The sequence below is a fragment of the Kumtagia ephedrae genome (genome assembly GCF_003012745.1).
In the GTDB taxonomy this organism is placed as follows: Bacteria; Pseudomonadota; Alphaproteobacteria; order Rhizobiales; family Rhizobiaceae; genus Kumtagia; species Kumtagia ephedrae.
On sequence record NZ_PXYK01000031.1, the window covers coordinates 52,133 to 76,493 of the forward strand.

Sequence of the window (24,361 nt, forward strand, 5' to 3'; positions counted from 1 at the left end):
ATGGCCACGGTCGGGGGAGCCGGCGGACAGATGAAGCCCTGCGACATCCTCGTCGTCCATGGCTGCGTGCTGACCATGGACGGGCGGCGCACCATCCTCGCTGACGGTGCGATCGCGATCGAGGGGAGCCGCATCGCCGCCGTGGGCCCGACGCGGGAGATCGAGCCGGGCTGGAAGCCCCGCCAGCGGATCGACGCTCAAGGCGGGATCGTCCATCCGGGCTTCATCGACGGCCACTACCACGCCGGGCTGCATTTGAGCCGCGGCTCCATCACCGACAATCCCAACCCGTCGCCCGAGGCCGGCTCCGGTCCAGGCGTCTTCGTCCGCTGGATCAACGCACTCACGGAAGAGGACGAATATGCGAGCGCTCTGATGGCGGCCTGCGAGCTCGTGCGCAACGGCTTTACCGGCTTCGTCGACGCGGCGACGAGTTTTTGGCCCGACCTCGTGGCCGAAGCGGCGAGTTCGGTCGGCATACGCTCATCCGTCACCGACTGCATGCTGTGGGACATCGTCGGCGGCGAGCCGATGGCGGCGGAGATTCCGCGGGCCCCGTGCGACGGCGCCCGTGCCCGGCGGGGGCTGGGCGGTCAGCTCAAGCGCAATCGCGATCCCGACGCGCTGGCGCGCGGCCACGTGGCGCTCTACGGCGTCGGCAGCGCGACGGACGAGCTTTTGCGCGAAGCCAAGCGCCTGGCGGACAGCGAAGGCGCCGTCTATCACCAGCACCAGAACCTGATGGTCGCCGACGCCGACTACGATCGCAAGCGCTTCGGCAAGCCGGCAATGGTCCACTTCGCCGAGGCGGGGCTGATCGGGACGAACAGCGTCTTCACCCATATGAACATCCTGGAGGAGGCGGAGATCGAGGCGGTGGCGCAAAGCGGCATGGCACTCGTCTGGCACCCCGGCAACTTCATGTACTATGCCATTTCGCAGACCGGCCGCAGCGCGTTTCCCGCGCTCCACCGCCGCGGCACGGCCATCGCTTTCGGTACCGATGTGGCCAAAGCCTGGGCCTTTGGCGACCTGGGCTTCATCGCCTACCTCGTCAGCCGCGAATGGGGCGAGTATCTGCCTTCCGAAGCGATTCTCGAAATGTTTACGCTCGGCGGCGCACGCGCCATCGGGCTCGAGGAGGAAGTGGGCAGCATCGAGCCCGGCAAGAACGCCGATATCGTCGTGCGCAGCAATGCGCTTCCCGACGCGCAGCCCAATGTCGATCTCGTGCGCCAGCTGGCGCTCGTTTCGCGCACCAAGGGCGTGGACACGGTGCTGTGCAACGGGGAGATCGTCGTGCGGGGTGGGCGGCTCGTCCGGCTCGACGAGGGCGAGATCTATGCGCGGGCCCGGCGCTCGGCCGCGAGCACCGCCGCCCGCGCCGGAACGAAACCGAGGAGTGTTTGGCCGGTAGTCACGTGAACTTGTCCTGGGCGCCTGGCTGCCGGAAGAGATGGTCTGATGACGAATGTGCGGTTCACCCACGTCACCAAAGCCTACGGCCCCCTCCGGGCCATAGATGACGTTTCGATTTCGGTGAAATCCGGCGAATTCACGACAGTGCTGGGGCCGAGCGGCTCGGGGAAGACCACCATGCTGTCGCTGATCGCCGGCATCACGCGACCAACCTCCGGGCGGATCGATCTGGGCGACAGGGAGATCACCTTTGTGCCGGCCGCCGAGCGCAACATCGGCCTCGTCTTCCAGAGCTATGCTCTCTTCCCGCACATGTCGATCTTCGACAACGTCGCTTTTCCGCTCCGCGTCCGCGGGATGGGGGCGGCGGAGCTTTCCCGGCGGGTCGGCGAAGCGCTCAGGCTCGTGAGGCTGGAGGGGCTGAGGCAACGCAAGCCCCACCAGCTTTCCGGCGGCCAGCAGCAGCGCGTGGCACTGGCGCGTGCCATCGTCTTCGAGCCTGCCATCCTTCTTCTTGACGAGCCGCTCGCCGCGCTGGACCGCAAGCTGCGGGAAGAGGTGCGGCTGGAGATCCGCGAGCTCCAGCGCAAGCTCGGCATCACCACCATCATGGTCACCCACGACCAGGAGGAGGCGCTGTCGCTGTCGGACCAGGTGGTGCTGCTCTCCAAGGGCCGCGTCGAGCAGGTGGGCGCGCCTGACGAGATCTATCACCGTCCCAGCACGCGCTTTGCCGCCGATTTTTTGGGCATGGCGAACTTCATCGAGGGCAGCTATCACGAGGGGCACATCGTCTCGCCCGACGGCGAACGCTTCCCCTGCGCGCCGACCAACATTGCACATGGCGCGCGCGTATGCGGCCTCCTTCGCCCGGAGGATATCCGTGCCGGGGGCGAAGGCGGGCACCTCGCCGGCATCGTGCGGGACGTGGTCTTCCTGGGCGAGACCGTACGCTACCTGATCGAACTCAAGAGCGGGCGGCGGCTCACCGCCAATGTCGCGGGCGCTCGCGGGCGGCATGTGGCCGGCGCCGGCGTCTCCCTCTCCTGGGATCCCAAGCGGGTGTGGATCCTGCCCGATAACTCAGACCGCATACCCGCGGATGGAAATGCCGCCGTGACAGAGCGGCGGACGGAAAAAGTCTCTGTCGTTGGACGATGAAGGGTGCTGAAAATGAAAAAATATCTGGGGAACTTCGCGCTTCTTTGCACCGTCTCGCTGCTGGCCATGCCGGTTCAAGCGCAGGAGGTGAAAGAACTTCATGTCATGCATTCAGGCGGCGAGTATGGCGACGCTCTGCACAAATGCGTGGAAGAGCAACTGCTCAAGGAGGCGGGTATCAAGGTCGTCGCTGAAACGCCGGGCGGCTTTGCCAAGATGCAGGCGCAGGCCACGTCCGGCGTGATAACCAATGCCACGACCGACGGGTCGACGGGCGATCTCTATCGCCTGATCGCCGCTGATCTTCTCGAGCCGATCGACTGGGCGAAGCTCAACCCGCAGCCCATGTTCGATGAAGCCAAGCACGAATACGGCTTCGGCGCTCAATACTATTCGACCATCATGGCCTGGCGCTCCGACGTGCCGGCGCCGCGGAACTTTGTGGATTTCTTCGACACCGAAAAGTTTGCCGGTCGCCGGGTGCTCCCCGACTATCCCGAGTTCGTGCTTGCTTTCGCTGCGATGGGTGATGGCATGACGCCGGAGGAAGTGAGCAAGGGGCTGGATCTCGACCGCGCGTTCAAGACGCTGGAGCGGGTAAAGGACGACACCATCTGGTGGCAGTCCGGCGCGCAGCCGGCACAACTGCTCAAGGACCAGGAAGCGCAATACGCCATCGCCTGGTCGGGGCGCGTGGCCGACCAGGAGGGCGTGTCCTACAGCTTCAACCAGGGTATGCTCGACATCTCCTGGTGGATGGTGGCCAAGGGCATCAGCGACGAGCAGCGCGACATGCTCTACCGCTGGATACAGGCGCAATCGGTGCCTGAGAATCAGAAATGCCTCGTCGAGGTGATCCCCTATCCCGGAGCGAGCCCGGATCTCGAAAAGATGGTGCCGGAAGATCTGGCGAAGACGTTCCCGACCTACAGCGAGAACAAGAAAGTCCAGTGGCTGATCAACGGCAAATGGTGGCACGACAACGCCGCCGAGGTCGAGCGCCGCTGGAACGAGTTCAAGCTGTTGCAGTGACGCTTCCCGGCTCATACGAGAGCGGACCGGTGGCTTCGCAAACAGTGGCGGCGGCGCATGATGTGGCGGCGGAAGCGACCGCCGTCCCCGCGCGCCGCCGTGCCAGCCTGCGGCAGTGGGAGCTCTTCTTCCTCCTGCTGCCGATGCTTCTGCTCATCGTCCTGATCTTCGACCTGCCGATCTTGAACGCCGCCTACTGGAGCATCAGCGATCCGAAGACCGGCGCGCTCACGCTCGGCCACTTCAGGGATTTCCTCGACTCCACCGCCTATCTGCGCATCATCTGGCGGACCTTTTTCCTGTCGCTGGAGGTGACGGCGGCCACGATCCTGCTCGGCTATCCGCTCGCCTACTGGGCGACGAAGCTTCCCCCGCGTTGGCGGATCGTCGTGCTTGGCCTGGTGGTGACGACCTTCTGGGTTTCGATCCTCGTCAGAACCTATGCATGGATCGTCATCCTCGGCAGCGCCGGTCTCATAAACCGCTTGCTCATGTGGGCGGGTGTCGTCTCGCGGCCGATCGAGTTCCTCTACAACGAGTTCGGCATCCTTGTCGGCATGACGAATGTGCTCCTCCCCTTCCTGGTGCTGCCGCTGTTTGCGGCCATGATGCGCGTGGACATGCGTCTCCTCCAGGTGGCCGAAACGCTGGGGGCGAGCCGGTTCAGGATTTTCTGGCAGGTCTTCTTTCCCTTGACGCTGCCGACGCTCGCCGCTTCGGCGATCCTCGTCTTCATCCTGAGCCTCGGCTTCTACATCACCCCTGCGGTGCTCGGGGGCGGGCGCGTGCCACTGGTGGCCAACATGATGGATCTTCTGATCAACCGCTTCGCCCGCTGGGAAACCGCGGCCGTCGTCTCGGTGGTCCTCATGGTTGTCACGCTCTCGCTCTATGCCGTCTATCAGTGGCTCCGCGAGAAGAACGCATGACCGCGCGGCGCTTCCTCTCCGACCTGTCGCTCACGGTCTGCGGGCTCGCGGTGCTGGTCTTCCTGCTCCTGCCGGTGCTGGTCGTGGCGCCGATGTCCTTTTCCGATGCCAAGTCGCTCGAATTCCCGCCGCCCGGCTTCTCGCTGCGCTGGTACCAGAGCCTGTTCGGCAGCGACATCTGGGTGGAGGCGGGCATAAACTCGCTGGTGCTTGCCACGATATCAAGCACCATCGCGCTGGTCTGCGGCACGCTTGCCGCCTATGTACTCACCCGTGGCGCGTTTCGCGGCCGGCGGTTGCTTGAGGCCAATTTCATGGCGCCGATGATCGTGCCCGCCATCATCACCGCAGTAGCGCACTACATAGCCTTTGCGCGGCTTGGCATCCTCGGCACATTCCACGGACTCGTGCTCGGCCATACCATCCTGGCGGTTCCCTATGTCGTGCTCATCATGCAGGCGGCCATCCGAGGCTTCGACATCCGCATCGAGCAGGTGGCGGCGACGCTGGGCGCCTCCCGGCTTACCATCCTCGCGCGCGTCGTTCTGCCCAATCTCTGGCCGAGCGCGGCAGCCGCCTGGATTTTTGCATTCGTGCTGAGCTTCGACGAGGTGGTGGTGACGCTGTTCATCTCCGGCGCGCACCTGACGATCCCCAAGCGCATGTTTGCCGAACTCATCATCCAGGTGAACCCGACGATCACCGCGGTCGCCACGCTTCTCATCGCCTTCAATCTGCTGGCGCTCGCGGTGCTGCTCCTTGTCTCCCGCCGTGGCCGGCTGTTCGAAAGAGGCTATTGATGATCGCACCCGGCGACGTCATTGCCGAACGGGATTTTCCGGTCGAGCACGGCAAGCTGCGAGAATTCGCGCTGGCCGTGCGGCATCCGGAGTCCGAACCATTCTCAGTCCCGCCCACCTTCACCATGGTGCCATCGGCGCGGTTGGTCGAAAGGCTCGTGACGGAGGTTCTGGGGCTCGATCGCGCCCGGACGGTGCACGGCGAGCAAGCTTATGAATATTTCGCACCGATCCGCCCCGGCGATCTCCTGCGTTGCAGTGCGCGGATGCTTTCGGACGACGTGAAGGAGGGGCGGCGCGGCGGGCGCATGCGCATCGTCAGGGTCGAATTCGAGTACCGCTCGGTAGCAACGGGCAAGCTCCTCTGCCGCGAAGTCACGACCTCGATCGAGAAAGGGGAGGGAAGCTTGTGACCTTCTCTCCACCCGAGCCGATCACCTATGACCCGCTGACGCGGACGGATTTCGTGCGCTATGCCGGAGCCTCTGGCGACTTCAACCCGCTGCACCACGACCTTGAATTCGCCAAGGCCGCCGGACTACCCGACGTGATGGGGCACGGCATGCTTTCGGCGGGACTTCTTGCCTCCGCGGTCGTGCGATGGTTCGGCCCGGATGTGATGCGGTGCTTTGCGGTTCGCTTTCTAAGTCCGGTCTGGCCGGACGATGTGCTGACGGCGCGCTGCGAGATCGCTGCGGAACGTGACGGCGAGAATGGCAAGCGGCTGGCGGACCTCGTTCTGAGCCTCTCGCGGAGTGTTGACGATGTGGTCGTGACCGGCACCGCCTGTGTCGCGATCAACATGGAAGGAGAACGGCGATGACCGTCATGGTGCGGGAGCCTCGTGCGGAAGACCGCGACGCCTTTCTCGCCATGTGGGAGGATTTCGTGGCGCTTGCGCCGTCGGAGCCCGGCAATCATGCGATGGGTCCGCTCAACTGGGAGCGCATCATGGGGACCGAGCATGCGCTCCAATGCCTGCTCGCCGCCGATGCAGATGACCGGCCGCGGGCCTTCGTCCTCTTCCTTGCCTTCCCGTTCACCTGGAGCCGCGGCGACGTCTGCTATCTCCAGGACATCTATGTGTGCCCCGAGGCCCGCGGGCGCGGCATGGCCCAGGCGCTGATCGCGCGTGTCGCGGAGATCGGACGGGCGAGGGGATGGTTCAAGATATTCTGGATGACCCAGTCCGACAATTTCGCCGCGCAGCGCCTCTACGACAAGGTCGCCGAGCGCAAGGACTACATCCGCTACGATCTCAATCTGCGCGCGCCGTGACATTCGTCGCGGAAATGAACGATGCGCCGGCGAGGAGAAGCGCGAGATTTCTCGCCGCATGCATGTGTGAAACGATTGCGTCTTCGGCGGCTCTGAAGGATTTGACAGGTATGATGAATTGAATATGATGCCAATATCAGTTTTTCGACGGAAACGATGCGCCGGCAAATGAATGCTCCGTCTGCTTCCGACTGGGAGGCGAGCGCTCTCCGCGCCGTCGCGCTCAAGACCGTCTTCCATACGCAGGACGGGACAATCCACGCGGTCAACGGGGTAAGCTTCCATGTGGGGGAGGGTGAGCTTCTCGCCGTGGTCGGCGAGAGCGGCTCCGGCAAGAGCGTGGCCATGATGTCGCTCGTCAGGCTGCTTCCCATGCCGCCGGCGGCCGTTACGGGCGAGGTGTTCTTCCAGGGCAGGGATCTGATGACGCTCGACGCGGAGGAGTTGCGCCGGGTGCGCGGCGCACGCATCGGCTTTGTCTTCCAGGATCCGATGACCTCGCTCAACCCGGTCTTCACGGTTGGCTATCAGCTGATGGAGCCGTTGCGCAGGCATCTGGGCATGAGCCGCAGGCGAGCGCGCGAGCGTGCAGTCGAGCTTCTGGAACTCGTCGGCATTCCCTCGGCGGCCGATCGGCTTGACGACTATCCGCATGTCTTTTCCGGCGGCATGCGCCAGCGCGTGGGGATTGCCATGGCGCTGGCGTGCGAGCCGCGGGTTCTGATCGCCGACGAGCCGACGACGGCACTCGACGTGACGGTGCAGGCGCAGATACTGGAACTCGTGCGCGACCTGCGCGGCAGGCTCGGCATGGCGATCATCTGGGTGACGCACGATCTTGGCGTGGCCGCGGGTATCGCTGATCGCATCATGGTCATGTATGGCGGCCAAGTCGTCGAGCAGGCGGCCACGGCCGATCTGTTCGAGGCTCCGCGTCATCCCTATACGCGCGCGCTGCTCGACACGCTGCCCGGTCGCCATGTGCCCGGCGAGCGGCTGCGGGCGATCGGCGGGCAGCCGCCGCTGATGCTCCAGGAGCCGGCTTCCTGCCCGTTTGCGCAGCGCTGCCCGCAAGTCTTCGATCGGTGCTTGGCGGCGAACCCGCCGCTTGTGCAGGCGGCGCCCGGCCATGACGTCGCCTGCTGGCGCGAACTCCCCGTGGATAAGGTGCATCATGGGCACTGAAGTGCTGCTCCCCCGCGAGGGTCAGCCGGCCGCCGTCGCGCCCCCTCTGGTCGAGGTCGAGGGGCTGACCATGCATTTCCCCGTGTACAAAGGCCTGCTGCGGCGGCGGGTGGGCGCGGTGCGCAGCGTCGATGGCCTCACCTTCGAGATTAGGCGTGGCGAGACGCTGGCGCTCGTGGGTGAAAGCGGCTGCGGGAAATCGACCGCCGGGCGCACGATCCTGCGGCTTTACCGGCCGACGGCAGGGCGCATCCGCTTCGCCGGCCGCGACATCGCCACGCTCGAGGGCGAGAGCCTGCGCACGCTGCGCCCGAAGATGCAGATGATCTTCCAGGATCCTCAGGCTTCCCTGAACCCGCGCATGACCGCCGGCGCCATCGTGGCCGAGCCGCTTGTCGAACATTGTTCCTTCACGCCGGCGCAGCGCCGGGAACGCGTGCGCGCGCTGCTCGATGCGGTGGGGCTCAATCCCGACTTCGCGAGCCGCTATCCGCACGAATTCTCCGGCGGCCAGCGCCAGCGTATCGGCATTGCCCGCGCGCTTGCGCTCGACCCCGATTTCGTCGTCTGCGACGAGCCGATCGCCGCCCTCGACGTTTCGATCCAGGCGCAGGTGGTGAACCTGCTCATGGATCTGCAGGCAAAGCTCGGCCTGACCTATCTGTTCATCAGCCACGACCTGTCGATGGTCCGTCATATCGCCAGCCGCGTGGCGGTAATGTACCTGGGCAAGATGGTCGAGCTCGCCGGTGTGCGGGAGCTTTTCGAAAGTCCGAAGCATCCCTACACGCAGGCGCTGCTTTCCGCAGTGCCGGCTCCCGATCCAAAGATCGAGGCCTCGCGCCAGCGCATCATTCTGAAGGGCGAGATACCGAGCCCCCTCTCACCGCCTTCCGGCTGCCGTTTCCGCACGCGCTGCCCGCAGGCCGTGGACCTCTGCGCGCGCGTGGAACCGGAGCGGCGGGTGCTGCCGGGTGGACGCAGCGTCGCCTGCCACTTTGCGCAATGAGAAGGGCATCGCAGACGCAGCCGCCGCGGCTGAGTGCTTACCAAGGATAATCAAAAGAGGGGAAGACAAGATGAAAAGACTGATAGCCATACTGGCACAAGCAGCGACGATCGCCGTGGTCAGCGCGGGCGCAGCCCATGCCGACCGCGGCAGCGACGGCCACCTGAACATTCTCTACTGGCAGGCAGTGTCGATCCTGAACCCGTTCCTGTCGGGCGGGAACAAGGATGTGCACGGCGCCTCGCTCGTCATCGAGCCGCTGGCCAGCTATGACGAGGCGGGCAATATCGTCCCGGCGCTGGCCGCCGAAATACCGACGCCTGCCAACGGAGGCGTCGCCAAGGATCTCAAATCCATCACTTGGAAAATAAAGCCGGACCTCAAATGGTCGGACGGCACGCCGTTTACCGCCCATGACGTCGTCTTCACGGCACAATACTGCATGCATCCCGACGGCGGCTGTCAGCAGGCGGCAAAGTTCACCGACGTCGAGAAGGTGGAGGCCGTCGACGACCTTACCGTGAAGGTCACTTTCTCGGTGACGAAGCCGTTCCCCTACGGTCCCTTTGTCGGCTCAGAATCGCCCATCATCCAGAAGGCGCAGTTCCAAGGCTGCCTGGGTCCGAAGGCGCCCGAATGCACCGAGCAGAACTTCCACCCGATCGGAACCGGCCCCTTCGCGGTGACCGAATTCCGGGCGAACGACGTCGTCTCTCTCAAGGCAAACCCGCAGTACCGCGACCCCGCGAAGCCCGCCTTTGCGACGGTCACGCTGAAGGGGGGCGGCGACGCAGCGTCGGCCGCACGCGCTGTGCTGGAAACCGGCGAGTTCGACTATGCCTGGAGCCTGCTCGTGGAGCCGGAAATCCTGGAGCAGATGGTGGCGGCGGGCCGCGGCACGCTCGCCACCGCGTTCGGTCCTTCGGTGGAATATATCGAGGTGAACCTGAGTGATCCCTCGCCGGCCAAAGGTGCCCTGCGATCCACCCGCGAAGGCGGCCCGCATCCCTTCCTCACCGATCCGGCGGTGCGCCGCGCCCTTTCGATGGCGATCGACCGCCAGGCGATCGTCGAGGTCGGCTACGGCCCTGCCGGCAAGCCTACGTGCAACCTCCTCTCCGCCCCGGAGATCTATGCGTCCACCGCCAATGACTGGTGCCTGAAGCAGGACATCGACGGCGCCAACAGGCTGCTCGACGAGGCGGGCTGGGTGCGCGGCAGCGACGGCGTGCGCGCAAAGGATGGAGTGCGTCTCTCGCTTCTCTACCAGACCGCCACCAACTCCGTCCGCCAGGGCACACAGGCGCTGGTGAAGGACATGTGGAGCCAGATCGGGATGGAGACGGAACTGCGCAATGTCGACGCGGCCGTGTTCTTCGGCGGCGATCCGGGAAGCCCTGACACGGCGCACAAATTCTATGCCGACGTGCAGATGTACACGAACAATTTTCCGGGCACTGATCCGGAACGGTACCTCTCCTATTGGCACTGCGACGAGATACCCACCCCCGCCAACAACTGGCTGGGCAACAACATGCAGCGCTTCTGCAGCGACGAGTACGATGCGCTGGTGGCGGAGATGGCCCAGACCGCCGACCTGGCGGCGCGGGCGGAAACCGCCAAGCGCATGAATGACGTGCTGGTGGGGCAGGGGATCATTATTCCGCTGGTCCATCGCGGCAGCATGTCGGCGCATTCGCTCACGCTCGAAGGCGTGCGCATGAACGCCTGGGATTCCGAACTGTGGAACGCGGCCGACTGGACGCGTAGGAAATAGCGGGACGCCGGACAAATGACCCGCATGGAGGCGATGCGGGCCATTTGTCCGGCCGCGTGAGAGCGCTGAACGTTTTTGGGGACGGGGACCGGCGGATGTTGAACTATACGTTGCGGCGGCTGGCGTTTGCCGTGCCGACCCTTCTCGTCATCAGCTTCATCATCTTCGCGCTGCTCGACCTCGCGCCGAACGACCCGACCGGCAATCTGCCGCTCACCATCCCGCCGGAAGTGCGCGAGGAGATCCGTCGCTCGCTCGGTCTCGGCGAGGCCTTCCCTATCCGCTATCTGAAATGGCTGCAGCAGTTCATGGTCAACGAGCCGCTCAACCTGATCGAGCGCATTCTCGGGATCGAGATCGGCAACTCCGCCGAAAGGCTGCGGGTCCGCTCCTGGGTCACCCGCAGCCCCGTCGTCGATCTGGTGGTCGAGCGCCTGCCGCAGACGCTGCTGGTGGTGGGCATGGGCTATGTGGCGGGCATCCTGATCGCGCTGCCGATCGGCGTCGTCTCGGCCTACCGCCAGTATTCTTGGTTCGACCAGATCGGCACCTTCGTCTCCATGGTCGGCTTTTCGGTACCCACCTTCTTCACCGGCGTGCTGCTGATCGTCATCTTCTCCGTCCATCTCGGCTGGTTCCCGTCCATCTACGACACGATGCACCAGGTGACCCACCTGCCGAGCTTCTGGGTACAGGTGCGCCAGATGGTGCTGCCGGTCGCCGTCCTCGGGCTCTACAACGCGGCCCAGCTCAGCCGGTTCGTGCGCGCCTCCATGCTCGACAATCTCGGCCAGGACTATGTGCGCACGGCCCGCGCCAAGGGGATGCGGGAGCGCGTCGTCCTGTTCATCCACGTGCTGCGCAACAGCCTTGTCCCTGTCGTGACGGTGATCGCGCTGGGCATCCCCACCGTCTTCTCCGGCGCGATCATCACCGAACAGATCTTCCGCGTGAACGGGCTCGGCCAGCTCCTGATCACTGCCATCCAGGGCGCCGACATCCCGCTTGTGCAGACGCTCACCTTTATCTTCGCGGTGCTCATCGTGTTCTTCAACCTGATCGCCGACCTCCTGTACGGCATGCTGGATCCGAGGATCCGCTATGAGTGAGGCGACCGAGGCATATCCGGCGGCCGCTGCGGATCCGGCAAAGGCCGAACGCGGGCAGCGGAGCCTCTGGGGCGACGTCTGGCGCCAGTTCCGCCGCCATCGCGGCGGGATGGCGGGCGCGATCCTCTTCCTCGCCATCGTGCTCGCCGTGTTTGTCGGCCCGTCCCTGCACGATGTCGACTCGCAGGCGCTGAACGTGCGCGAGAAAAACCAGGGCGTTTCGCTCCTCCACCCCATGGGCACCGACAATCTCGGCAGGGACATGCTGGCGCGAATCCTGGCCGGCGGCCGCATATCGCTTGCGGTGGGGGTGACGGCCATGCTGCTGTCGCTCTTCGTCGGCTCGGTCGTGGGCGTGCTCGCAGGCTTCGTGCGTTGGCTCGAAGGTCCTCTTCTGCGGCTCACGGACCTTTTCCTGGCGCTGCCGCTGCTGCCGCTACTTCTCGTCACGATCATGCTCTTCCGCGATACGCTGCGCGCCATGCTCGGGCCGGAGACCGGGATATTTCTCCTGATCGTCTTCGTCATCGGAATCACCAGCTGGATGCAGACGGCGCGCGTCGTTCGCGGCGCGGTTCTGTCGGTCAAGGAGCAGGACTTCGTGCTGGCGGCCCGCGCCATCGGCACGCGCGAGCGGCGCATCGTGACGCGCCACATCCTGCCCAACGTTCTGTCGCCGATCATGGTGTCGGCTACGCTCGGCATCGCCACGGCAATCATCACGGAATCCGCGCTTTCCTTCCTGGGGCTTGGCTTCCCGTCGGATTTCCCGACCTGGGGTCGGCTCCTCTATGACGGCGTGAACTACGTCCAGATCAATCCTTCGCGGGTCATCTGGCCGGGTCTGGCGATCTCGCTCACCGTGCTGTCGATCAACTATGTCGGCGATGCGCTGCGCGATGCGCTCGACCCGCGCCTCCGCGGGCGCTGAATCCATGCACAAAACGTCACAACCAGGGACAATGCGAGACCATGGCCACCGCAGGGGACTTTGATTCCTTCTTGAATGAAATCATTGCCATCCGCAGGGATATTCATCAGCATCCCGAGTTGGGAATGGAGGAGTTCCGCACCTCGGACCTTGTCGCCCGCTTTCTCGAGGGTTGCGGCATCGAGGTGCATCGCAATGTTGGCCGCACCGGCGTGGTGGGCGTGCTCAGGTCAGGCCGCGGCGGGGCGAGAATCGGGCTCAGGGCCGACATGGACGCCCTGCCGATGGAGGAGGCGACCAATCTGCCTTACCGCTCGCTTTCGCCGGGCCTCATGCACAGCTGCGGCCATGACGGCCACACGGCCATACTCCTATGCGCGGCAAAATATCTGGCGCAGACACGGAATTTCAACGGCACCGTCGTCTTCATCTTCCAGCCGGGGGAGGAAGGCTGCGGCGGGGCGCTCGCCATGCTGGAGGACGGACTTTTCGAGCGCTTTCCCTGCGACGCCATCTTTGCGCTTCACAACCACCCCGGGCTGGAAACCGGAAAGTTCCGCATTGGCAGTGGGCCGATCGCCGCGGGGGGCGGGTTCTTCGACATCAAGGTCACAGGGAGGGGCATCCATGCCGCCTACCCGCAGGACGGCATCGATCCGGTGCTGGCGGCCTGCCATCTGGTGACCGGTTTGCAATCCGTTGTCTCGCGTAATCTCTCTCCCTGGGAGGCCGCTGTCGTGAGTGTCACACGCGTGGTCGGCGCGGAGGCCTACAACACGATCCCGGAGGAGGCGATCGTCTCCGGGACGGCCCGCTTCTTCAGCCGCGCCACGGGAGAGATAGTCGAGCAGGCGATGCGGCGGATTGCGGAGGGATTTTCGCAAGGTCTGGGCGCTAGGGCGGAACTCGATTTCCGGTTGCTCTTTGCGCCGACCGTGAACGATCCGGCTCAGACCCGGTTTGCCCGCGAGGCGGCCCTCCGCGCCGTGGGCGAGTCCGGGGTGGAGGAATTTGGTGCTCCTGATCTCGGCTCCGAGGATTTCTCGTTTATGCTGGAGAAGGTGCCCGGCGCCTACGTATTGCTCGGAAACGGAACGAGCGCGCCGGTGCACCATCCCCGCTACGACTTCGCAGATGCATGCATTCCATACGGCGCTGCCTTTTTCGCCAACCTGGTGGAACAGCGGGGAAAAGCCACACCTTCTGCCTGAAGCTCGCTGTCGTCCGCGCGATCGCTGATTGCAAGAGGCGAGGCCTTCGAAGACGCGAAAAAAGCATCATCGAAGACCCGGAGCGCATACGTGCGTTATTGAAGCGATCCTCGCGTCAGGGTCAATCAGCGTGCCGCATGACACGGCCCGCATGCGGATTGCGACGCCGCCCACCTCCGAACCAGTCCGCCGCTTCGAGAGTCGATAGGCGCCGGCGAGTCCAGGCCCGCCCGCGAAGCCAGTCGCTCAGAGCGCTGCGGCCGATCCGATCCGACCGTTCGGCAGCCAGCTGCTCGACCATCTCGTTCAGCGTGATGTCCTTGCGCTTCTCGATCAGCCCTACGATGAAGGCTTCATGCGCATCGAGCCTTGAGCCGCGTCGCCAACCTTGCGGGCGCGGCGTACGCTCTCCGACCCTCGCTCGCGCGACTCAGCGGATCGCACTCGATATTCCCACCTCAAATCGCGCCGCGAAGAGAACTCACCTCACGTCTTCGACGAAAGATTCCGTAAGCTTGCGGAAATAGCTGATGTCTCGCCCCGCCCAAAATGACGACTTGAGCGGCCTCGTCGGTCGCTAGCGGATGGATTTGGCGTGTGCTGGGGCTCGCCAGTTGCATCCTTGGCCATGAAGACAGACCGAAGTCCGAGCCAAACGAGATAAGCCGCTCAGCGCGTCAACATCGCATATCTGCGGACGGCGATCCGTCAAATGTCAGTCTGCAAGGACCGCACTCCATACTCCTGTCCAACTCACCTCAGCTTGAGCGCTGCCTTTGTGGGCAACGCTCAAGCTTCATTTGTGATGCTCACCCGCCGGAAAGTGCCGTTTTCGCACCGTTTTGCCGAAAATCCGCGGAGTGTGGTGACATGATTCTACTTAACTCGGGTTCCTAACGCTTACGCCGCTCAACCTTGAAGGACTTCAGGTACACAATGCGCATTGCTAACTAGTTGATATGCAATCGGAAATTGGCGCGCCATCTCAGGCGAAGATGAGAACTATGTCTACTCCATAGCCCTCTAAGACCCTCCTCATTGTGCAAGCGAGCGACGCGTGCTGGCCGGTGAGAAGCTGGTCAGCCTATTCGAACCGCATGCCGAGATCATCGTCAAAGGCGACCGCGACGTCTTCTACGGCCACAAGCTGAACCTGACCGCCGGCAGGAACGATCCCTGACCTGGTGGTCGAAGCGGGCAACCCGGCCGAAAGTGAGCGGTTGCTGCCGATGTTGGAGCGCTATATCGGCGTTTGGCGCCAGACGCCGGATCAGGCGGCCAACGGCGGGTTTGCCAATCGCGGCAATCTGGAGCCGGGCCAAGGCCCGTGAGGCGCGGGACATGGCATTCCACAAGAAGGCCGGCCACAAGATCGAAGACATGGAGCCGATGGACCTATCGCAAGCTGCGCAACTTCCGGCCGGCATCGAGGCCAACATCCCAATACCTGAAGCGCCTATGAGCTGCCCCGCTGCACCTGGCGCGGGCCCGACCACTTCAAAACCTATGTCTGGAATTGGTCGTGGCCTGCAATCTCGCCCTCTTCATAGCCTCAAGCCAACCTGAAACCGGTTCCATGCCTGAGGCCGCTAGAGCGGCCACACGAAGAGGATGAGCGGCACGCCAAGCGCGACGACAATGAATGAGAGCGGTAACCCCAATTTCCAGTAGTCCCCGAACCGGTATCCTCCCGGTCCCATCACCAGCGTGTTGCACTGGTGGCCGACGGGGGTCAGGAAATCGCAGGCCGCGCCGACGGATACCGCCATGAGAAAGGCGTCGGGCCTGGATCCGATTTGACCAGCAAAGGTAGCTGCAATGGGCGCCATCACAAGTACGGTCGCTGCATTGTTCAGAAACGGGGTTACCGCCATTGTCGCCACCATGATCAAGGCTAACGAACCGTAGGACGGTAAGGTGCCGGCGAACTGATAGACCCATCCGGCGATGAGGTCGGCGCCACCAGTCGTTCTGATCGATTCGCTGACCGGAATTAGCGCCCCGAGCATCACGAGGATAGGCCAATCAATAGCTTCGTAAGCCTCGCGGAGCGACAGTGCCCCGCACAGAACCGTCAATACAGCGGCCGTAAAGAAGGCCGTAGAGACGGGCAGCACGCCCAAGGTTGTCAGCGTCATAGCGCCGCCTAGGATCGCCACAGGAAGCAAGCCCTGCCGTACATTCCCCAGGCGGATTTCGCGCTCGGCTAACGGAAGAATGCCGAGCTCTTTCAACTTGTCGGGAAACCTTCCAAGGTCTCCCTTTAGCACGAGAACATCGCCCGGCTGCAGGGTGATGTCACGCAGACGCTCGGTGAACCGCTCGCCGCTGCGGCTCACTGCAAGCAGGTTGATGTTGAAGCGCTCATGCAGAGCCATGCGCTTGGCAGTCTGTCCGACCAGGATGGAAGTTGCCCCAATCACAGCCTCTATTCCGCCAACCTCTCCCGCACCTCTGGCCCCGGTGACCCGGCCCTCTCCTTCCAGCTCGAGGCCGGCGCGGCCGATTGCGCGCTCGAGCGCTTCCGGGTCGCCTTCGAGGAGCACAATGTCACCTGCGACGAGAACGGCGTCGGGCAGGAGGCTCAGACGCTCTGGGCCATGGCGAATAACGCCGGTCACAAGGATCTCATAGTCGCACAGCTTCGACAGGTCACTGGTGGTCTGGCCGACCACCGACGAAGTCGCCAAGACGCGGGCTTCCGTCATGTAGTCCTTGAGATCGATCGCCTCGTCCATCGTTGCGACCGCCTTGCGACCGCCAGGCAGCAGCCGATAGCCGAAGATCAGAAAGGCCACTCCAGCGACGGCGATGCCGAGCCCCACCGGCGTGAAATCGAACATCCCAAAAGGTTGACCGGTCAGTTCCTCGCGCATGCGCGAGACGATAATATTAGGCGACGTACCAACGAGCGTGATCAGGCCTCCAAGCAGTGAACCGAATGCCATCGGCATGAGGAACCAGGAAGGCGATGCGTTCGAGCGTCTCGCCATCTGAAACGCCACCGGGATCATCATCGCAAGCGCGCCGATGTTTTTGACGAACGCGGAGAGGACGGTGACTGTCGTCACCAGAACCACTATCTGCCCCTGCACAGAGGTGATCTTGGGCGAAATTCGGTGGAGTGCGGCCCCTATGATGCCTGAGCGCTCGACCGCCGCACTGACCACCAGCGCACTCGCGACGATGATCACGATATCATCGCCGAAGCCAGAAAAGGCTGCCTTATGAGGAACGATACCTGTAAACACCGCAGCCAGAAGAGCAATGACGGCGACGAGATCGTACCGAAGCCGACCCCAGATGAAAAGGAGCATCAGCCCTGACAGGACTGCAAAAGCGAAGATCTGATCTTGCGTCATAGCGTGGTCGCGCTCCGGCGAAAAGCATACGCCGATGCATACGGGACAGCACAGGCCAGGTGGAGAAGACTATCACTGCTGCCCACAAAGAGCACTGACAGGCAGGGCCAAGGACGATGGCGCAACCAATCACCATACATTCGTCCGTACGGGCGCATGCGAGGCGACCCGCCGGTCGCGGCCGATCGCGTTAATACGTGATGCTGATCAGCGCCACGTAGAGAAAGCTAGCCGCTATAGATACGAGAAAAAAAGCCAGGAGCCAGACGGTCGGCTCGGTTGGCACTCGGTCGAAATACCTCATGGAATAAGTCCCTTGCTCGGAGAAATGCTTGTGACCGTTCCTCCGTCCCCCTCCCAGCCATACAATGCGTTGCCCATCAACCGGCTCAATCTGCTCACCAAATCGACGTCGCCATCGAAGGCGGTCATGAGGTTGGCTTCCGTGTTTGCGCCGTGTTGGAATTCCCGGATCAGAAGCGCAGCGACACGTTCCGCGTCGGGGCTGCCGTCAGCTATCGAGCTTCTGACCTCTTTGAACACACGGTCCAGCATCGTCATATCCGTCGGTGACAGATACTACTGGAATGGAGAAGTGGAGGCCATGGTGTCCTGCCTTTCTGAGTTCGGGGGCAGCTGGGATGGCGGCTTTCAATCGGCAGCGGCCGAGCATGCCAGACTTCCGAAACGGAAGCACTGAAACACTGCATCGGACCTTGCGGCCGAACCATCACCAGACACTGCCAAATAGGACCGAATAAACGATGATTGCGATCGCCGCGGTGACTGCGACGTTGATGAGTGGGCGCCTGTAATCATAGAGATATATTTTGTTGGGAATGTAGCTACGCATGATAATCTCCTGTTTCTTTCAAGGTTGGTTGGGCTAGTTGTCGACTTATTGCTGCTTCGTTCACCTTTAATGTTGTGGCAGGGCGTTGAGCATCACCGCAGCCGATTGTTTGCAGTCATCCGGCGGTCGCGGCGTTTCGTGCGGTCGGTGTCCTTTCCGGCGCTTTTCGACTGCTGCTTTGTGAATCTGTTCGAACCGGTTGTCCTCGGCATCCTTGGTGACCGAATGCATGTCGGTTCTTTTCACATAAGAGATCATTGTCATTCTCCTTCTTGCGACGGCTGCCGAACGGTTCAGGCACTGTTTCAGTATCCCATTCCGCCCATGCCGCCGTTGCCGGCCGATGGAGCAGACTCCTTTGCAGGGGCATCGGCGATCATCGCCTCGGCGGTGATCAGCAGCGCAGCGATCGAGCCGGCGTCCTGGAGGGCGGTCCTGACGACCTTGGCAGGGTCGACGATGCCGGCCTTGATCATGTCGACATAGGTTTCGGTCTGGGCGTCGAAGCCCTGGTTGCGGTCCTTGCTGTCCGTCAGCCTGCCGACGACGATGGAGCCCTCGACGCCGGCGTTCTCGGCGATCTGGCGGACCGGGGCCTCGAGCGCCCTGAGCACGATCGATATGCCGGCGGTCACGTCGGCGTTGACGCCCGTAAGGGAGGACAGCACTGTTTTCGCACGGAGCAGCGCGACACCGCCACCAGGTACGATGCCTTCCTCGACCGCCGCGCGCGTGGCGTTGAGCGCATCGTCGATACGATCCTTCCTCTCCTTCACCTCGGTCTCGGTCGCGCCGCCGACGCGGATCACCGCGACGCCGCCGGCGAGCTTGGCCAGCCGCTCCCGCAGCTTCTCCTTGTCGTAGTCCGAGGTCGTTTCCTCGATCTGTGCGTTGATCTGGGCAATGCGCGCGGCAATCCCGGCCTTGTCGCCGGAACCGTCGACGATCGTTGTCGTGTCCTTCTCGATCACCACGCGCCTGGCGCGACCGAGCATATCGAGCGTGACGTTTTCCAGCTTGATTCCGAGCTCCTCGGAGATCATCTGGCCGGCAGTCAGCACCGCGATATCCTCCAGCATGGCCTTGCGGCGGTCGCCGAAGCCTGGCGCCTTCACGGCGGCAATCTTCAGGCCGCCGCGCAGCTTGTTGACCACCAGCGTTGCCAGCGCCTCTCCCTCGACATCCTCCGAAATGATCAGCAGCGCCTTGCCGCTCTGCACCACCGCTTCGAGGATCGGCAGCATCGACTGGAGGTTGCCGAGCTTCTTCTCGTGGATGAGGATGCAGGGGTCCTCCAGCTCCACGCGCATCTTCTCGGCATTGGTGACGAAGTAGGGCGAAAGATAGCCGCGATCGAACTGCATGCCTTCGACCACGTCGAGCTCGGTCTCGGCAGTCTTGGCCTCCTCGACGGTGATGACGCCCTCGTTGCCGACCTTTTTCATCGCCTTGGCGATCATTTCGCCGACAGTCGCGTCGCCATTGGCGGCTATGGTGCCGACCTGCGCAATCTCTTCGGAGGATTTGACCTTCTTGGCCCGAGCCTGGATTTCCTTGACGACGGCTGCAACCCCGATGTCGATGCCGCGCTTCAGATCCATCGGATTCATGCCGGCGGCGACGAGCTTGGCGCCCTCGCGCAGTATGGAGGCAGCGAGCACCGTCGCCGTGGTGGTGCCGTCGCCGGCGAGGTCGTTGGTCTTCGATGCAACTTCGCGCACCATCTGTGCGCCCATATTCTCGAACTTGTCGGCAAGCTCGATTTCCTTGGCGACGGTGACACCATCCTTGGTGATGCGCGGGGCGCCGTAAGCCCTGTCGATGACGACGTTGCGGCCTTTAGGTCCGAGCGTCACCTTGACCGCGTTGTTGAGCAGTTCAACACCGCGCAACATGCGGTCACGGGCTTCGACTGCGAATTTGATTTCCTTGGCAGACATGATGTTCGTCCAGTTCGGTCTTGAGATCGGAGATCGGCCGGTCAGGCGGCTTTCTTGGCGGCCGCCGTTGTCTTCTCGACGATGCCCATGATGTCGCTCTCCCTCATGATCAGGAGGTCTTCACCGTCGATCCTGACCTCGGTGCCGGACCATTTGCCGAACAGGATGAAATCGCCGGCCTTCACGTCGGGCGGGATGAGCTTGCCGCTTTCGTCACGCGAACCGGGGCCGACGGCGATCACCTCGCCTTCCTGCGGCTTCTCCTTCGCGGTGTCTGGAATGATGATCCCGCCTTTGGACTTGAGTTCGCCTTCCGCACGTCGAATGACGACGCGGTCATGGAGGGGCCGGAATTTCATGGGGGTTCTTTCTGAAGCCGACGCATAGGGGCGGCTGCAACCTATATATAGCGCCGTTGGCACTCGAATGTTAGGAGTGCCAAGATTTATTCTCGGCAACCAAAAATATCGATTCCGATAGTTTTTTGCCGCTTCCTCGTATTTCATCTCGCGGATGAGACGTTTTTGTCGAGGGTATCCTTTCGCGCACGTAAGAATTGAAGGCCCGGCTTGTAAATAAAACCGGCACGCCGCCTTGTTTGGGGCAATATTGAAGCCTATGTAAAAGACACGTTGATTTGGCCGATTTGGCTTCGCGGTGTCAGAGACTTCGACCCGCCACTCACCACCGAATTCTCGACAGCGAATGCATGGCGTCAATGGCGCGCATGCCGCCTGTTCGAACCTTGGAATGAACCCCGGCGCTGACCACGGATGTACTGGCAGCCCAGGGAATTGGTTCCGGTTCGGATGGGAACGATGCAGGAGGCGTGTTCACGTCTCTCCCGCGGAGACCCGTACCATGACCACACGCACTACGCAGACCGTCGCCCGGTTCTCTTCGCCCTTCCTGTTGCCTGGCTTCGCCGCGCCGCAGCCTGCCGGCCACTATCGCGTCGACCAGGACGAGGAACTGATCGAGGTCTTCTCCCGCCTTGCCTGGCGACGTGTCGGCGCCTTCGTTCACCTGCCGGCCATCGGCATGAATGGCCAGACACATCAGATGGTGCCTGTGAACCCCACGGACCTCAATGCCGCGCTCGAAAAGGACCAGAAACAATCATGACCACTGCAACAATCGGGCAACGAAATGCCCGTCAGTTCAGCCGCCAGGCTTCAACGCATTATTTCGCCGTCGGGCAGTCCGTCAGGCTCAAGAGTAGGTTTGGACCGACGCCGGCCGACATCTACCACGTCACCGGAACCCTTCCTCCGCGAGGGAACTCGCCGCAATACCGCATTCGCAATGACGCGGAACGTCACGAGCGGATGACGACGCAGGACGATCTCGAACCCGTCGACGTTTCGCAATCCGGCGCTTCGCTCATCGAAAGGACGTTCGGCCATGGCCAAAGGACAGAAACGAAGCAATCGCGAGCTCAGAAAGCCGAAGCAGGGAAAGGCTCCGCCCAAGCCTGAAAGCACCTTCGGCAACCAGATCGATCTGGTCGACGATCTCGACGGCGCCACCGCAGCCGCGCGGCTGCTGCCGCAGACCCTCGACATGCCACAGCGCCCCGACTCCATGAAGATCACCGACGGGAACGGCAAAATGCACTACTCCGGCATCATCGGCTCGGAAGCGGTGAACGAAGAAAGGCAATGACCATGGAAACCGAACGGAAGCAAATTGCCGCCGCGATCAGCGTCTGGGAAAACGAGGGCGGTGCGCCCGGCCAGGATTCCATACACCATCAATATGGCCGTCGCATTGAAGCCGACCGCTCGTGGACCATCTATCATGTCTTTACCGGCGTTCCGGCGCGCTTCGGCGGCGATGCCATGACCGGTCTGAGCCGGCTGGACGCGACGAGCGGCATGTTGCGTCTCAACCTGCGCAACGCCGAGCGCCGACGGGAACGTATTGAACTCTCGTCCTTCAAGACAATCCCAAGACCGGCGGAGTTCGGGTCATGACGCTGGCCTTCCCCAACCCAAGCCGCAGCTTCGATGAAGTACGCAACGCCGTTCGCTTTATGGGCCATGACGGCATGTTCCAAATCCGCTTCTTCATAGAGGCGGGGGCGCTCACGAAGTCGGATGCCGCCAAACGCGAGGCGGGGGCGCTGGAAGCCAAATGCCTGGCGGCTTTCGACGCCTTGCGCACATCCATCTACGATGTTGCGCGCGAGGCCTATTCGCACGGCCGCCGCGATTCCTATACGCTGACTGCCGCGGATTTCCGCTAGGCTGATCTCCATGCGATCCGCTATGGTTACGAGATCACGCTGACCTGCCAGCAGCCCACGGCCTTAATCTACCTGCTATCGGTCCATGAGATCGCGCCGCTGACATCAGCGTGCCGGAAACGTCGTTCACCAATCCCGACGTACCGGTGTCGACCTATCGCGATCTGTTCGGTAACCGTTGCCGGCGCCTCGTCGCGCCCGCCGGCGACCTGACGATGTGGGGCGACGCCACGATCGAGGACGACGCCAGGCCGGAATAGGGTGGCGCCGAATGCCCGGGAGCTGCCGGTGTCGGACCTTCCCGACGATAGCCTCGTCTACCTCATGGGCAGCCGCTACCGCGAGACGGATAAGTTGAGCCAGCTCGCCTGGGATATCTTCGGCACTGTTGCTCGGATGGGGCCGCGTGCAGACGATCTGCGACTTTGTCCACAACCACATCCGCTTCGACTACATGAAGGCCCGCTCGACGCGCACGGCCTTCGAGGCCTACCACGAGCGCGTCGGCGTCTGTCGCGATTTCGCGCACCTTGCCGCCGCCTTCTGCCGCTGCCTCAATATCCCCACTCGCTACGTCAACGGCCATCTCGGCGACATCGGCGTGCCGATCGTCGATCCGATGGATTCAGCGCCTGGATCGAAGTTTTGCTGGATGGCGAATGGCATACATTCAATCCGCGTAACAACACGCCACGGATCGGCAGGATCGTCGTTGCACGCGGCCGCGACGCGGCGGACATCCCGTTGATCAATTCGTTCGGCCCGCATGTCCTGAAGGCGTTTTGAGTATGGACTTATGAGGTGCCGGCTCTAATTGCGTAACACATAGGTCGCGCTTCATCTTCCGCGAGATAGATATACGCAGAGAGGCGCATTGGGCGCGAATGCCCACGTCGAGCCACTCTTGGGGGCTGAGAGGGGGGCGACCTCGATCTACAAGCTATCCATGAGCGTGTCGGGGTGTGCCGCGACTTCGCGCATCTGGCGACCACCTTCTGCTGCTGCCTCAATACCCCGCACGTTATGTGAACGGGCATCTAGGCGACATCGGCGTGCCGGTCGTCGATCCAATGGATTCAGCTCCTGGATCGCGGTTTCCTGGACGGTGAGCGGCTTGAGCCCTCGCATCATACGCGACAGCAAAGAGAACCACGGCATCTTCTCGAAATTTCGGAAGTTTCGTGCAGCAATCTCAAGGACATCGTAGAGCGTTCCGTCCTCGATGGTCAGCAGGCCATTCATGTAGGCTTCGCCGATCGAGAGCTCCGGATTCAGGGCAAGCGTGTAGTCAAGATGGCGAGCACGCAGCCGAACGTACAGTGGGGCGGCGAGCCATCGCCATACATGTGAGTCCTTCCCGCACCGTCGATCAACCGCAGGCTGCCAGTGCGGACAATAGATTTGAGGATGACGGGAAACAGCATGACGATCCTCCCAGATTGATCGGGAATTTAGCGCGATCGCGTGCGGCGGAAAATCCACATGTCCTGCGGCACAAATTCAGCACGCAGTAACTGGCGATTTGACTGGAACGAAAGAGGCCGTCGACCATTGATTCAGGTTGGAGTGCGACCGCGCAAGGCGCAACGTTGGCTCCCGGGAGATTGTTATGGATATCACCACGCTTCTTATTATCGTGCTTATTGTCCTGCTGCTCGGCGGCGGCTGGTATGGCCGCGGCCGCTGGTACTGAGCAGCATCCTCCGAAGTTCGGTATAAAAAATAGGCAATGTTCGGGTTGATAAGCTTTTGCTTGTACACACGAAACGCAAGAGCACCGTGCGCTTATCTCGACATCGAAGGCAGATGACGCGCTGGCGATCTCTACGAAGAGGTCGATCTCAGTCCCAGTGGACGGCCTCGCGCGCCTTCTCTCTCGCTAAATTGCAAGCCATCCATAGCGGACGGCGGTGTTTGTGACATCGCCTCCCCCCGATCCCACGGCCGGGAGTGCCCAGAGGAGGGTCGGCAACCCCTACAAGAAGATGACTGTGAACCGGCGTGCAAAGTTGACCCCCTAGGCGGGGTTATCGGCGTCCAAAATTGACCCCCCTCATTGGTTCGTTCTGCGACCATCCGTTCGGTTTTTCGAGCGGATGGAGAGGGGATGAAGTCGG

General features: G+C 62.7%; 23 protein-coding genes and 4 pseudogenes. 21 read left to right on the plus strand and 6 right to left on the minus strand.

Annotated elements, in window-relative coordinates; all coding sequences use genetic code 11:
• The 14 genes from C7I84_RS24755 to C7I84_RS24820 all read left to right on the plus strand — a co-directional run bounded on the left by C7I84_RS24755 (position 1) and on the right by C7I84_RS24820 (position 13,841).
• Positions 1 to 1,425, plus strand: coding sequence for an amidohydrolase family protein (locus C7I84_RS24755; protein ID WP_106774896.1), 1,425 nt, complete (start codon positions 1 to 3; stop codon positions 1,423 to 1,425).
• 39 nt (positions 1,426 to 1,464) lie between these two features.
• Positions 1,465 to 2,580 carry an ABC transporter ATP-binding protein gene (locus tag C7I84_RS24760; RefSeq protein WP_106774897.1) on the plus strand — a complete coding sequence of 372 codons (1,116 nt, stop codon included), beginning with the start codon at positions 1,465 to 1,467 and terminating at the stop codon, positions 2,578 to 2,580.
• 12 nt (positions 2,581 to 2,592) lie between these two features.
• Complete coding sequence (locus C7I84_RS24765) at positions 2,593 to 3,612, plus strand: extracellular solute-binding protein (RefSeq protein ID WP_106774898.1); 1,020 nt, start codon at positions 2,593 to 2,595, stop codon at positions 3,610 to 3,612.
• A 29-nt stretch (positions 3,613 to 3,641) separates the two neighbouring features.
• Positions 3,642 to 4,541, plus strand: a complete 900-nt coding sequence (locus C7I84_RS24770) for an ABC transporter permease (RefSeq protein ID WP_165816205.1) — start codon at positions 3,642 to 3,644, stop codon at positions 4,539 to 4,541.
• On the plus strand, positions 4,538 to 5,341 hold the full coding sequence (locus tag C7I84_RS24775; RefSeq protein WP_106774900.1) for an ABC transporter permease: 804 nt from the start codon (positions 4,538 to 4,540) through the stop codon (positions 5,339 to 5,341). Before C7I84_RS24770 ends, C7I84_RS24775 begins: the two co-directional genes overlap by 4 nt.
• Complete coding sequence (locus C7I84_RS30720; protein WP_106774901.1) at positions 5,341 to 5,754, plus strand: FAS1-like dehydratase domain-containing protein; 414 nt, start codon at positions 5,341 to 5,343, stop codon at positions 5,752 to 5,754. The genes C7I84_RS24775 and C7I84_RS30720 overlap by 1 nt, the downstream gene beginning before the upstream one ends.
• Entirely contained in the window at positions 5,751 to 6,164 is a 414-nt protein-coding gene (locus C7I84_RS30725; protein WP_106774902.1) for a MaoC/PaaZ C-terminal domain-containing protein, read from the plus strand. The genes C7I84_RS30720 and C7I84_RS30725 overlap by 4 nt, the downstream gene beginning before the upstream one ends.
• Positions 6,161 to 6,619 carry a GNAT family N-acetyltransferase gene (locus C7I84_RS24790; RefSeq protein WP_106774903.1) on the plus strand — a complete coding sequence of 153 codons (459 nt, stop codon included), beginning with the start codon at positions 6,161 to 6,163 and terminating at the stop codon, positions 6,617 to 6,619. The genes C7I84_RS30725 and C7I84_RS24790 overlap by 4 nt, the downstream gene beginning before the upstream one ends.
• Before the next feature lie 168 nt (positions 6,620 to 6,787).
• Positions 6,788 to 7,804: an ABC transporter ATP-binding protein gene (locus C7I84_RS24795; protein ID WP_106774904.1), complete on the plus strand. Its 1,017-nt coding sequence runs from the start codon at positions 6,788 to 6,790 to the stop codon at positions 7,802 to 7,804.
• A complete protein-coding gene (locus C7I84_RS24800; RefSeq protein ID WP_106774905.1) occupies positions 7,794 to 8,813 on the plus strand; it encodes an ABC transporter ATP-binding protein in 1,020 nt (339 codons plus the stop codon). Before C7I84_RS24795 ends, C7I84_RS24800 begins: the two co-directional genes overlap by 11 nt.
• Before the next feature lie 70 nt (positions 8,814 to 8,883).
• Positions 8,884 to 10,590, plus strand: a complete 1,707-nt coding sequence (locus C7I84_RS24805; protein ID WP_106774906.1) for a peptide ABC transporter substrate-binding protein — start codon at positions 8,884 to 8,886, stop codon at positions 10,588 to 10,590.
• A gap of 95 nt (positions 10,591 to 10,685) precedes the next feature.
• Entirely contained in the window at positions 10,686 to 11,699 is a 1,014-nt protein-coding gene (locus tag C7I84_RS24810; RefSeq protein ID WP_106774907.1) for an ABC transporter permease, read from the plus strand.
• Entirely contained in the window at positions 11,692 to 12,630 is a 939-nt protein-coding gene (locus tag C7I84_RS24815; RefSeq protein WP_106774908.1) for an ABC transporter permease, read from the plus strand. The genes C7I84_RS24810 and C7I84_RS24815 overlap by 8 nt, the downstream gene beginning before the upstream one ends.
• A gap of 41 nt (positions 12,631 to 12,671) precedes the next feature.
• The gene (locus C7I84_RS24820; RefSeq protein WP_106774909.1) at positions 12,672 to 13,841 is read left to right on the plus strand and encodes a M20 aminoacylase family protein; all 1,170 of its coding nucleotides are present in this window, start codon (positions 12,672 to 12,674) and stop codon (positions 13,839 to 13,841) included.
• 217 nt (positions 13,842 to 14,058) lie between these two features.
• Here C7I84_RS24820 and C7I84_RS30425 read toward each other — a convergent pair.
• Positions 14,059 to 14,313, minus strand: a pseudogene (locus tag C7I84_RS30425) (IS630 family transposase); the annotation flags it as partial.
• A gap of 573 nt (positions 14,314 to 14,886) precedes the next feature.
• Between C7I84_RS30425 and C7I84_RS24830 the strand changes: the two are divergent.
• Positions 14,887 to 15,456: pseudogene (locus C7I84_RS24830) on the plus strand (ISNCY-like element ISDol1 family transposase); the annotation flags it as partial.
• Here the strand turns inward: C7I84_RS24830 and C7I84_RS24835 are convergent.
• From C7I84_RS24835 to C7I84_RS24855, 5 genes are all read right to left on the minus strand, one after another.
• Complete coding sequence (locus tag C7I84_RS24835; RefSeq protein WP_106774910.1) at positions 15,431 to 17,203, minus strand: SLC13 family permease; 1,773 nt, start codon at positions 17,201 to 17,203, stop codon at positions 15,431 to 15,433. The pseudogene C7I84_RS24830 and the gene C7I84_RS24835 sit on opposite strands and share 26 nt — an antisense overlap.
• 300 nt (positions 17,204 to 17,503) lie before the next feature.
• Positions 17,504 to 17,758, minus strand: coding sequence for a hypothetical protein (locus tag C7I84_RS24840; protein ID WP_106774911.1), 255 nt, complete (start codon positions 17,756 to 17,758; stop codon positions 17,504 to 17,506).
• Positions 17,759 to 18,122: 364 nt separating this feature from the next.
• Complete coding sequence (locus C7I84_RS24845) at positions 18,123 to 18,314, minus strand: hypothetical protein (RefSeq protein WP_106774912.1); 192 nt, start codon at positions 18,312 to 18,314, stop codon at positions 18,123 to 18,125.
• A gap of 47 nt (positions 18,315 to 18,361) precedes the next feature.
• Positions 18,362 to 19,996, minus strand: coding sequence for a chaperonin GroEL (groL, locus tag C7I84_RS24850; RefSeq protein ID WP_106774913.1), 1,635 nt, complete (start codon positions 19,994 to 19,996; stop codon positions 18,362 to 18,364).
• Positions 19,997 to 20,037: 41 nt separating this feature from the next.
• Positions 20,038 to 20,355 (minus strand): co-chaperone GroES, encoded by a 318-nt coding sequence (locus tag C7I84_RS24855; protein WP_106774914.1) that lies wholly within the window; start codon positions 20,353 to 20,355, stop codon positions 20,038 to 20,040.
• Between the two features lie 502 nt (positions 20,356 to 20,857).
• On the opposite strand from C7I84_RS24855, the gene C7I84_RS24860 reads away from it, so the two are divergent.
• The 6 genes and pseudogenes from C7I84_RS24860 to C7I84_RS30730 all read left to right on the plus strand — a co-directional run.
• Positions 20,858 to 21,121, plus strand: a complete 264-nt coding sequence (locus C7I84_RS24860) for a hypothetical protein (RefSeq protein ID WP_106774915.1) — start codon at positions 20,858 to 20,860, stop codon at positions 21,119 to 21,121.
• A 279-nt stretch (positions 21,122 to 21,400) separates the two neighbouring features.
• Positions 21,401 to 21,661: a hypothetical protein gene (locus tag C7I84_RS24870; RefSeq protein WP_106774917.1), complete on the plus strand. Its 261-nt coding sequence runs from the start codon at positions 21,401 to 21,403 to the stop codon at positions 21,659 to 21,661.
• Positions 21,658 to 21,972: a hypothetical protein gene (locus C7I84_RS24875; RefSeq protein ID WP_106774918.1), complete on the plus strand. Its 315-nt coding sequence runs from the start codon at positions 21,658 to 21,660 to the stop codon at positions 21,970 to 21,972. The genes C7I84_RS24870 and C7I84_RS24875 overlap by 4 nt, the downstream gene beginning before the upstream one ends.
• The gene (locus C7I84_RS24880; RefSeq protein WP_106774919.1) at positions 21,969 to 22,244 is read left to right on the plus strand and encodes a DUF1488 family protein; all 276 of its coding nucleotides are present in this window, start codon (positions 21,969 to 21,971) and stop codon (positions 22,242 to 22,244) included. Before C7I84_RS24875 ends, C7I84_RS24880 begins: the two co-directional genes overlap by 4 nt.
• Positions 22,245 to 22,259: 15 nt before the next feature.
• Positions 22,260 to 23,030, plus strand: a pseudogene (locus C7I84_RS24885) (transglutaminase-like domain-containing protein).
• Between the two features lie 150 nt (positions 23,031 to 23,180).
• A pseudogene (locus C7I84_RS30730) lies at positions 23,181 to 23,320 on the plus strand (transglutaminase domain-containing protein); the annotation flags it as partial.
• Positions 23,321 to 24,361: the final 1,041 nt, after the last annotated feature.